General features: G+C 69.3%; 11 protein-coding genes and 1 pseudogene. 5 read left to right on the top strand and 7 right to left on the bottom strand.

The genetic code is table 11. The features are described 5' to 3' along the window. Positions 1-207: 207 nt before the first annotated feature. Positions 208-549, bottom strand: coding sequence for a hypothetical protein (locus AV521_RS51725; protein ID WP_256725879.1), 342 nt, complete (start codon positions 547-549; stop codon positions 208-210). A gap of 106 nt (positions 550-655) precedes the next feature. Between AV521_RS51725 and AV521_RS51720 the strand changes: the two genes are divergently transcribed. Beyond that, positions 656-1369, top strand: a complete 714-nt coding sequence (locus tag AV521_RS51720) for a proton-conducting transporter membrane subunit (RefSeq protein WP_256725878.1) — start codon at positions 656-658, stop codon at positions 1367-1369. Between the two features lie 262 nt (positions 1370-1631). Beyond that, the gene (locus AV521_RS39840; RefSeq protein WP_256725877.1) at positions 1632-2777 is read left to right on the top strand and encodes a nickel-dependent hydrogenase large subunit; all 1146 of its coding nucleotides are present in this window, start codon (positions 1632-1634) and stop codon (positions 2775-2777) included. A gap of 21 nt (positions 2778-2798) precedes the next feature. Here AV521_RS39840 and AV521_RS39835 read toward each other — a convergent pair whose 3' ends face one another. The 5 genes from AV521_RS39835 to AV521_RS39815 form a co-directional block, all read right to left on the bottom strand. After that, on the bottom strand, positions 2799-3227 hold the full coding sequence (locus AV521_RS39835; protein WP_076096006.1) for a pyridoxamine 5'-phosphate oxidase family protein: 429 nt from the start codon (positions 3225-3227) through the stop codon (positions 2799-2801). Further along, positions 3224-3721 carry a hypothetical protein gene (locus AV521_RS39830; RefSeq protein WP_076096004.1) on the bottom strand — a complete coding sequence of 166 codons (498 nt, stop codon included), beginning with the start codon at positions 3719-3721 and terminating at the stop codon, positions 3224-3226. The genes AV521_RS39835 and AV521_RS39830 overlap by 4 nt, the downstream gene beginning before the upstream one ends. A 158-nt stretch (positions 3722-3879) precedes the next feature. Next, positions 3880-4356 carry an anti-sigma regulatory factor gene (locus AV521_RS39825; RefSeq protein WP_256725876.1) on the bottom strand — a complete coding sequence of 159 codons (477 nt, stop codon included), beginning with the start codon at positions 4354-4356 and terminating at the stop codon, positions 3880-3882. Then, positions 4353-4691: a helix-turn-helix transcriptional regulator gene (locus tag AV521_RS39820; protein ID WP_076096068.1), complete on the bottom strand. Its 339-nt coding sequence runs from the start codon at positions 4689-4691 to the stop codon at positions 4353-4355. Before AV521_RS39820 ends, AV521_RS39825 begins: the two co-directional genes overlap by 4 nt. 5 nt (positions 4692-4696) lie before the next feature. Continuing rightward, positions 4697-4888, bottom strand: coding sequence for a hypothetical protein (locus AV521_RS39815; RefSeq protein ID WP_076096065.1), 192 nt, complete (start codon positions 4886-4888; stop codon positions 4697-4699). A 208-nt stretch (positions 4889-5096) separates the two neighbouring features. Between AV521_RS39815 and AV521_RS39810 the strand changes: the two genes are divergently transcribed. The 3 genes and pseudogenes from AV521_RS39810 (at position 5097) to AV521_RS51710 (ending at position 8997) form a co-directional block, all read left to right on the top strand. Beyond that, complete coding sequence (locus tag AV521_RS39810) at positions 5097-6836, top strand: GAF domain-containing sensor histidine kinase (RefSeq protein WP_076096001.1); 1740 nt, start codon at positions 5097-5099, stop codon at positions 6834-6836. Positions 6837-7410: 574 nt separating this feature from the next. Then, positions 7411-8091: pseudogene (locus AV521_RS51715) on the top strand (SPFH domain-containing protein); the annotation flags it as partial. Beyond that, positions 8068-8997, top strand: a complete 930-nt coding sequence (locus AV521_RS51710) for a serine/threonine-protein kinase (RefSeq protein ID WP_256725885.1) — start codon at positions 8068-8070, stop codon at positions 8995-8997. The pseudogene AV521_RS51715 and the gene AV521_RS51710, both read left to right, overlap by 24 nt. Positions 8998-9401: 404 nt before the next feature. Here AV521_RS51710 and AV521_RS39800 read toward each other — a convergent pair whose 3' ends face one another. After that, entirely contained in the window at positions 9402-9986 is a 585-nt protein-coding gene (locus tag AV521_RS39800) for a hypothetical protein (protein ID WP_076095997.1), read from the bottom strand. Positions 9987-10036 lie beyond the last annotated feature (50 nt).

Here is a 10036-nt window from a genome sequence, read left to right as displayed (position 1 = left end):
GCCGCGCTGCTGCTGATCACTCCCATTGCCGCACCGCTGGTCGTCGCTGCCGCGTATGCGATGACCGGTGCGCGAACACCTCGCCCGGCGCGTATTCGCTCGCACGGCCGACCCAAGGTGATCGCCCCGACACCCGTCCTGCCGGCCGAGGAACCTGAACCCGAGCAGTTCCCGCAGCGGTATCCGGCCGACTGGGCGGGGCTCTTGTCACCCGTGGCGATCCTGCTGTGCGGGAGCCTGCTGGCGGCGAACGTCCTCGACAGCGGACCCACCTTCACCTCCTCGGGGCTGCTGCGCGCCGACGCCCTGACCGCGTGGATGCTGCTCGTCGTCGGCGCCGTCGCCTTCATCGCTTGCGGGACGGCTCCGGCATACCTGGCGGGCGAACGCGCCGCCGGACGGGCGGGCGACCACACCGTGTGGCGCTATCACGTGCTCGTGCAGGCCTTTCTGGCCGCCATGTGCCTGGCGGTCATGACCGCCAACCTCGGTGTGCTGTGGGTCGCGATCGAGGCCACCACCATCGTCACGGCCTTCCTCGTCGGCCACCGCCGCACCCGCAGTTCGGTGGAGGCCGCCTGGAAGTACGTGGTGATNNTGGCTGCCCGACGCCCACAGCCAGGCCCCCGCACCCGTCTCCGCGCTGATGTCCGGGGTGCTGTTGTCCGTCGCCTTCGCCGCGATCCTGCGCTACCGGGTCATCGCCGACGCCGCGCTCGGCGTCGGCTTCACCCGTGTCCTGCTCGCCGGAATCGCCCTGCTCACCCTCACCCTTGCGGCCGGGCTGCTGCTGGCCCAGCGTGACTACAAGCGGATGCTGGCCTACTCCAGCATGGAGCACATGAGCCTGATCGCCCTGGCCACGGCGATCGGCAGCCCACTGGCCCTGTCCGCGGCGCTGCTGCACATCGCCGGCCACGGGCTGGCCAAGTCGGCCGCCTTCTGCGCCTCCGGCCGCATCCTCCACCTGACCGGCACGACCAGGATCGGCCGGGTCCGCGGGCTCCTGGCCCAGGCACCGTCCCTGGGCGGAGCCTTCGGGATCACGGTGGTGGCACTGATGGCCTTCCCGCCGTTCAGCCTCTTCGCCTCCGAACTCGGCATCGCCCGCGCCGGTTTCGCCGCCGGCACCGACCTGGCCTGGGCGACGTCCGCGGCCCTGCTGCTGGTCCTCGCCGCCTTCGCCGCGCTCGCCGCCCGTACCGCACGGATGCTGCTCGGCCCGGCACCGTCCCGGCCGGCGGGCCCGGCGGAGCCGGGAATCTGGCCGCTGGTCCTCGGCCTGATGGCCTGCGCCGCGCTGGGCACCACCACCGGACCTCTCACCGACCTGCTGCACGCCGCCGCCCAGGCGATCGGAGGCCACTGACCCATGCGCACCACGGAAGAGATCAACACCGCTGAACTGCCACGGCGCGCCGAGGAGTTGCTGACCGGCGGCCATCGCCTCACTCTGATCGCCGCGCACCACGACGAGCACGGCATCCGCGTGGTGTACCTGTTCACGGCGGGCCCACCCGACACCCGCACCGAACTGCACGTCCGCCTCGAACCCGACCGCCCCGAACTGCCGACGCTGGCCCATCTCTCCTTCCCNNCGCCACTTCCACTGGCCCCGCGGCTGGTACCCGATGCACCCCGAAGCCGGCCCCCCGCCACCCTTCGGCGAACAGGAAGGCCCCTACCCCTTCCTGGAAGTCGAGGGCGACGGCGTCTACGAGATCCCCGTCGGCCCGGTCCACGCAGGCCTCATCGAACCCGGCCACTTCCGCTTCTCCGTCGTCGGCGAGACCATCCTCAAACTCAAGGCCCGCCTCTGGTTCGTCCACAAGGGCATCGAGAAGCTCTTCCAGGGCCGCACCATCGCCGCCGGCCTGCCGCTGGCCGAACGCATCAGCGGCGACACAGCCGTCGGCCACGCCCTGGCCTACTGCCTGGCCGTCGAGGAAGCCACCGGAACCGACGTACCCTCCGAAGCCCGGCAGGCCCGCGCCCTGCTCCTGGAAATGGAGCGGATCCACAACCACGTCGCCGACCTCGGCATGCTCTGCAACGACGTCGGCCACTCCATCCTCAACTCCCATGCCCAGCGCGTCCGCGAACAACTCCTGCGCCTCAACCGGGAGACCACGGGCCACCGGCTGCTGCGCGGCGGCGTCGTACCTGGCGGCGCGGCACTGCGGTCCGTGCCCGACGTACGACGGCTGAAGGCGATCGGCGAGGACATCCGCGAGATCACCGACCTGGCCCTCGGCCACTCCACCATCCGCGACCGCTTCACCGGCACCGCCGTCCTGAAGACCGAGGCCGCCCGGGAGATCGGCTGCCTGGGCTACGCCGCCCGCGCCAGCGGCCTCGCGCACGACGCCCGCATCGCGCACCCCTTCACCGAGTACGGGATGCGGCTCGACGTCCCTGTCCACACCAGCGGTGACGTACTGGCCCGCTTCCTGGTGCGCGCCGAGGAGATCGACACCTCTCTCACCCTCATCGCGCACCTGGCCGACGGCCTCACCGCCCCGCGAGCCGTCCTGGGGTCGTCACCCGCGCCCGGCGCGGGACCTCGAAGCGGTGTGGGCCTGGTGGAGGGCTGGCGCGGCACCATCGCCACCCGCGTCGAACTCGCCGCCGACGGCACCCTGACCCGGGTCAAACCCGTCGATCCGTCCTTCTTCAACTGGCCTGCGCTACCCGTGGCATTGGCGGACACGATCGTCCCGGACTTCCCGCTGACCAACAAGAGCTTCAACCTCTCCTACGCGGGCAACGACCTGTGACGTCGTACCTGGGGTATCGGCTCACCGCGTCAGGCGGTACCCGGCGACCAGCTCGGCCTTGATGCGGACCACGTACTCCATGTCCCTGTTGACCCAGGGGGTGAGTTCGACGTGGTAACGGGAAAGTACCTGCGGGTCTGTCACGCGGCTCGCCTTGCCCGTGACCATGACGCTCCAGCCGGTGTGGGTGTCCTCGTCGATGCGGTCCGCCTCGTACACCACCACCTCCGACGCCGAGGCGCTGGTCAGCAGGGCGGCCCCGGCATGCGTCCGGATGACGATGTCGCCGTTGTCCGTGACGAGGTGGTTCACCGGCCTGATCACCGGCAGGGCCTGATGAGTGAAGCCCACACGCCCCATGGACACGCTCGCCAGCAGCCTCAGTGACTCCTCCCGGACCAGCTCGACCATACGAGCCACTGAAGGGGAGGAGGCCGACGGAGTGGTCATGCCAGTTCTCCCTGGACGGCCCCGTGCTCGGCCCCCTGTGGCCAGAGCACCTCGACATCGACACCGTGGCTGCGGGCATAGGCCACCAGGTGCGCCGTCGCATCCTTCCCGGAAGACGGCGAGCCGTCCCACACAGCCAGCACCCGGGCGCATGAGCGCAGCAGACCCTCGTCGGCCGATATGCACGAGGTACGGTCCGCGGGGTCGTACTCCACCAGCCGCACCTGCTGAGACAGCAACAGCAGTTCCCCGGCGGCCTTCCGGTCCGGCTCGGCGATATACGCGGGTACGCCATTGCGGGACGGGAGCACCGTCACCATCGCCAGCCCGGCCTTCCTGGCCGCCCGCCCGAACGCCACGGGCAGTCCCTTCCCGGCGCGGACCAGCCCTGCCCTACCCGCCCGGGCGAAACCGGCCAGCCGGGAGCGCAGCTCCTCCTCCAGCAGCGCGAGTGTCGACGCGGTGAGATCGGGATGCCCCACGACAACGATCACCCTGGCCTTCCTTTCTCCTCATGTCCTTGATGATCGGCACACGCGGTCGGTGTGCACAGGGGCCTGCCGACCCGGAGATCAGGGCCGTTCGGCCCTGGCGGACCGATACGGACGAAGCCACTGCCCGGGTATGCCTACCTTCTGTCTCCGGGTGTGCTCTATGAGGGGATCTGGAACCGGACGAGGACCACCTTGCCGTCGTGGTGGACGGCAGGCTCGGCGCTGAGATCGCCGTCGTGGTCTGCGGCCAGCTCGGCCACCATCCGCAGCCCAGCGCCCATGCCGTCGTCGGTGAGATCGGGCAGACGTGGCTCGGCGTCCGCGACGCTGACGACCAGCTGCCCGGCCGCGACCGTTATCCCCACGTCCGTCACCGGCGAGCGTGGCGCGTGCCGCAGCACATTGGTGACCAGCTCGCTGACCACGAGCAGCACCGCGTCCGCAAAGGCGGAACCGGGGGCTACACCGACCAGGGGGAACTGCTCCGCCACCGCCTCCCGGGCCTCTCGGACCGCTTCCGGCCCCAGCAGTACCGAGATGACATGCCGATGCCCCCACGGCCGTACATGCTCAACGGCTGCGGCGGGTCTGCGGCGGTGCCAGGGCAGCCGGAAACGTCGATCCCCGCCGGTCACCGCATCGTGTCCGTTCGGCGCAACTCGTCGAGCAGGTCCCGCCGTCCGGCCAGCAGCACCGACAGGATCCGGCGGGCGGCGGCCAGCAGCTCGGCCACATCACCGCCGGCCAGCTCGTACACCACCGTCGAGCCGGTCCGGGTGGCAGTGACGATGCCGGACCGGCGCAGCACCGCCAGCTGCTGCGACAGGCTCGACGGCTCGACCTCGATCTCCGCCAGCAGCTCCCGCACCGGCCTCGGTCCGTCCTGCAACAGCTCCAGCACCCGGATCCGTACCGGATGCCCCAGCATCCGGAAGAACTCCGCCTTCGCCTCGTACAACGGAACCGGCATTCCGATCACCCCTTGCCCGCCTCCGGCGCCGCGTCGCCATCGACATCGATGCCATGCCTCCGCGCCACCCGCAGTGCGTCGTCGAGTTCGTCCTGCGCCACGGCCACCTCATAGGCGTCCTCGGTCTGAAGAGCCGCCGCGAGCGCGGCACGCGCCTCGCGCACCCGCTCCCGAACGGCCTCGGCGAACCTACCCACCGCGAGGACCACCTCCCCTAGAATTTGCTTGACATGGCATCTAGCGAATTGAAGAACCTTTCAAGTGTAGCGTCGGGACCCTTGCTCAGAAGAGGTCGCACCACCTTGGATCCCGCAGCCGCCCCGCTGCCCACCCGGGCACCGTCGAACGGACTCGGCTCGTCGGGCATTCTTGGGGTGTCCCAGCGAGTCGGTGAGGGGAACTGTGGTGGACGAGCGCGCGCAGGATCCGCGCCAGGCGGAGACGTCCGGGAGATCTCCGCAGCTGCGGCTGGACGCACTGCTGGACGACCTGCAGGCTCAGGTGGCGCAGGTCCGGGCGGCCCGGGACCGGGTCCACACATTGCTGGACGCGGTCCTGGTGGTCGGCTCCGACCTGGACGTGGAGGTGGTGCTGCGCCGCATCGTGGAGTCGGCGGTCGCCCTGGTCGACGCACAGTACGGGGCGCTCGGCGTGCTCGGTGAGGAAGGCACGATCAAGCAGTTCCTCACCGTCGGCATGGATGACGAGGCTGTCGCCCGTATCGGGCACTACCCGCGCGGCGAGGGCATTCTCGGCCTGCTGATCCGCAACCCGGAGCTGCTGCGCCTGGCCAACCTCGCGGAGCATCCGGCGTCCGCCGGATTCCCGCCCGGGCACCCGCCGATGACCAGCTTCCTGGGCGCGCCCGTCCGGGTGCGCGACCAGGTCTTCGGGAACCTGTACCTGACGAACAAGCGCAGCGGTGCCGAGTTCGACACGGACGACGAGGTGGTGCTGCGCACGCTGGCCGCGGCGGCCGGTGTGGCGATCGACAACGCGCGCCTCTACGACGACGCCCGCCGCAAGCAGCGGTGGCTGGCGGCCAGCAACGACCTGACCCGCAGCCTGCTGTCCGGCGCGGAGCCCGCCGCGGTGCTGGCGTCCTTCACCGCCACCGTGCGGGAGATGGCCGGCGCGGACCTGGTCACCCTGGCGGTGCCGGTGGGCGACCGCGGCGAGCTGGTCGTCGAAGCCGCCTCGGGCACACGGGCCGAGGAGGTCCACGGGCTGGTGCTGCCCGCCACGGCGCTGGCCGCGAAGGTCTTCACATCCGGTGAGACGATCACCTGCGATGCTGTGAGCGCCGACCCGCGCGCCGAGGGCGGCAGCGCCTCGATCGTGGAGCTGGGGGCGGCGTTCTTCGTGCCGCTCGGCACCCGGGAGCACGTCCGCGGGGTGCTGCAGGTGGCGAACGTACCGGGCAGCCTTCCCTTCACCGACGCCGTGGTCGACATGGTCACCGGCTTCGGCAACCAGGCCGCACTGGCCCTGGATGTCGCCGAGCACCGGCGGGACACGGAGCGCATGCTCGTGTTGAACGACCGTGACAGGATTGCCCGGGACCTTCATGACCTGGTCATCCAGCGGCTGTTCGCCGGCGCGCTGTCGCTCCAGTCCACGCTGGGCCGGGTATCCGACCGGCCGCAGGTGAGCGAACGGATCCAGCGGGTCGTGGACGATCTGGACGACACCATCAAGATCATCCGCTCCACCATCTACGCCCTGCGCGAGCACGAGCAGGCGCGTCACGGCAGCGGGCTGCGCGCCCAACTGGTAACGGCCACCGAACGGGCCACCGAGTCCCTCGGCTTCGCCCCGGCGCTGCGCATGACCGGGCTCCTGGACACGGCCGTGTCCGCCGAACAGGCCGAGCAGCTACTGGCCGTGCTCGGTGAGGCCCTGTCCAACGCCGCCCGGCACGCGAACGCCACCGGCGTCGACGTCGGCGTCGAGGTCACCGACACCTTCGTGAAGCTGCGTGTGGCCGACAACGGCCGCGGCACCGACCCTCAGGTCACCCGCCGCAGCGGCCTGGCCAACCTGCGCCGACGCGCGGAGGACATGGGCGGCACGTTCACCCTGTCCTCGAACCAGCCGAGCGGCACCGTCGTCGAATGGGTGGTCCCGCTCTCCTCGCCCGCCTGACGTTTCCCGCCCGGGACCGGCCTACCGATCGACGTCGTCGATCAGACGTTGGCGTCTGCCGCCCTGGCTGGCTGATGGTGCACCTCGCCCCCGCACATAGCACTTCGTATGAGACCAGAGGGGCATCGGACCCGTTCGCTTGAGACAGGCCCAGATCGACAGAGACGCACAGTTGGGGCGCTGTCCCCTGCCATCCAATCGAGGCGATCGACAGTGAACCCAGCCGTTTCAGCAGCTTCTTGGCGGTGAGCCCTGACCGTGCGGGGACTTTTTCTTATGCTGCGCGGACGACTCAGCCGTGATCGTCGACGTCCATGCCGCCGATCGGATCGCGATGCGTGATGCCGAGACGTTCGAGCTGAGGGTCGGGACGCTCGCATATTCCGGCGTGAAGCACGTTGAGTACTCACGGAAGTGAGTTGAGTTGCGGCATACTGCAAGGCGCCTTGTGGAATCGATCAGTACTGGCGCGTCGCAACGCATCACGGTGTAGCCCTGGCATGTTCTGTGCGGGCGTCAACAGGCGCAATCCGGGTCCGGTGCCTGGGGAGCCTGATGGGCAGGGGGAGCAGCGATGAATCCGGTCATCATCGTCCTGGTCGTTCTGGTGGTGTTGGTCTTCATCGCCCTGTTCAAGGCCGTCCAGGTCATCCCCGAGGCCAGCGCCGCCATCGTCGAGCGCTTCGGCCGATACACGCGGACCCTGAACCCGGGCCTGAACATCGTGGTCCCGTTCATCGACACCGTCCGCAACCGCATCGACCTGCGCGAACAGGTCGTACCGTTCCCGCCCCAGCCGGTGATCACCCAGGAGAACCTGGTCGTCAACATCGACCCAGTCATCTACTACCAGGTCGCCGACGCCCGCGCCGCCACCTACGAAGTCGCCAGCTACATCCAGGCCATCGAGCAGCTGATGATCACCACGCTCCGCACCATCATCGGCGGCATGGGCCTCGAACGCACCCTCACCTCCCGTGAGGAGATCAGCATGGCCCTGCGCGGCGTCCTCGACGTAGCGGTCGGCAAGTGGGGCATCCGCGTAAACCGCGTCGAGCTGAAGGCCATCGAACCCCCCACCTCCTTCCAGGACTCGATGGAGAAGCAGATGCGCGCTGCTCTCGACAACCGGGCCCGGCTTCTCAAGGCCGAACGCGACCGGGACTCCGAAGTTCCGCGCGCTGAGGCCGAGAAGCGGTCCGCCCTGATCCGGGGACAGAAAGATCGCGCAGTGCCCGCCATCACGTCCAGCGGGACGGAGGTCACACGAACCGCGCCGCTGTCGCACCCGCAGTCGGATTTCCCGCCCGCCCGCCAGCCTTTACGGGAGGGCGACCCTCGCCGGATCGATCGCTACCGACTGACAGCCAGACTGGGCCAAGGCGGGATGGGGACGGTCTATCTCGGACACTCCCCGGGCGAGCGCTTGGTCGCGGTCAAGGTCATCCAGCGGGAACTGGCCGCCGATCCCGCGTTCCGTCAGCGCTTCGCCCGTGAGATCAGTGCCGCGCGCAAGGTCGGCGGTTTCCACACCGCGTCCGTGGTCGATGCCGATGCGCACGGTGACCCACCCTGGCTGGTCACCGAGTACATTCCCGGCCCGTCCCTGCACGAGGTCCTGAGCCGACACGGTGCCCTGCCGCCCAAGACCGTCCAGATCCTGGCCCTCGGTATCGCCGAAGCCCTCCAGGGCATCCATCAGTGCGGCATCGTCCACCGTGACCTCAAGCCTGGCAACATCGTCCTTTCCGGCACCGGTCCGCGCGTCATCGACTTCGGCATCGCCCGAGCCCTCGACGGCACCGCCATCACCCGTACCGATCATGTCGTGGGCACTCGGGGCTTCCTCGCTCCCGAGCAGCTCACCGGCGCGCCGGTCACCTTCGCCACAGACCTCTACGCCTTCGGCATGGTGCTCTGCCACGCAGCCGGGGCCGTGCCGGCGGATGGCGAGTCCCTTGATTCCGCTCTCGGCCTGCTGCCGTCCCGCCTGTCCGGCGTCGTCGCCCGCTGCCTCGACCATGATCCCGCGGGCCGTCCGACGCCCGCTGAGGCCATCGAGCAGCTTGCCGACCGCCACTCATCGGGCGAGGACTGGTTCCCGCCACTCGTGCGCACGCTGGTAGATCTGCACAACCAACCCACTGCGTCGGCAGGTTGACAAAAGTCGGGCCATGCCTGATCCGGTCTCCGACAACGTCCGCGCCGGAAGGGCGCGCAGGCAGTACCCATTCCGGACAGCGTCAGGCCAACTGGCAGGCCCCCGTTGGCATCCAATCCAGTCGGCCCAGGTCAGCGCGCTGCACACGACTCGCTTCGCTGTCGGTGGATGTCCTTTGACAGCGAAGTTAGTCGTTCTGTTCTCGTTAACCTGCGGCGACTGGATTGGTTGGCAAACGATCAGGTGAGGCGGGTTGGGTACGTAGCCGAGACCCGACACTGCTGGGTGAACCCTGGTCGTCGTGGTGACCCCCCGTCACATAGGGAGCGACAACAGCTGTACTGGCCCTGAGAGTCAGCGGGCATCGTCGCGCAGGGGCGTCACCATAGTCCGCAGCGGCATGGTCACCAGGCGGTCTTGGCGGTGCTGTATGAGGTGCGGCAGGCGGCGTCGGAGGCCGTAGCGGAAAGATCGGTCATGGCCTCGGTCCACACTTTCTTGACCACCTTTTCCAGGCCCCGGGCCGCCGCGGGAGTGTTCGCAGAGAACTTCCTGACCGTTCCCACAGTGGCGACGGTGAACTTGTTGCACATCGGCAGGGCGGCGTTGCGGTAGCGGTTGTCGAGTTCACCCGTCACGGCGGAGCTGTTGGCGGTGGCCCAACTGTTCCACGCCGCACAGGCAGGCCGGGTGAGTTCGGCCCGCTCGGTCTCGGTCAGACTGCCCAGAGCGGCGACAGCGGCGTCCCAGAACTCGTCCGGGACGGCGTAGCGGGTGGTGGCGAACTGATCCCCGGTCTTGAAGATCGCTTCCTGGCAGGCGTACGGCAGCGAAGCCGCTTGCGTAAGGGCGGCCAGGAGCGGAGGGGACTTCCCACTCTGAGCGGCCGGGGTCTCCTCCTGGGGGATGACAGCCACTACCACCGCCAGGACACCGGCGGCCCCAGCCACGGCCAGAGCGCAGCGCGTGAGGATGCGGGAGGTGTTCATGAGCGCAGGTCTCCTGTACGTGAGGGCTGAGCGGCCAGCCCGGTGCAGAC

It is taken from the genome of Streptomyces sp. IMTB 2501 (assembly GCF_001953885.1).
In the GTDB taxonomy this organism is placed as follows: Bacteria; Actinomycetota; Actinomycetes; order Streptomycetales; family Streptomycetaceae; genus Streptomyces.
Note: the sequence above shows the minus strand (reverse complement) of the source record. Positions and strands in the feature narration are given on the sequence as shown.

What these genes read in the sequence shown, in the direction of transcription:
- AV521_RS39840 (WP_256725877.1), top strand. Translation starts at nt 1,632, where the DNA reads ATGCACCCCGAAGCCGGCCCCCCGCCACCCTTCGGCGAACAGGAAGGC.
- AV521_RS39835 (WP_076096006.1), bottom strand. Translation starts at nt 3,227, where the DNA reads ATGACCACTCCGTCGGCCTCCTCCCCTTCAGTGGCTCGTATGGTCGAG.
- AV521_RS39820 (WP_076096068.1), bottom strand. Translation starts at nt 4,691, where the DNA reads ATGCCGGTTCCGTTGTACGAGGCGAAGGCGGAGTTCTTCCGGATGCTG.
- AV521_RS39800 (WP_076095997.1), bottom strand. Translation starts at nt 9,986, where the DNA reads ATGAACACCTCCCGCATCCTCACGCGCTGCGCTCTGGCCGTGGCTGGG.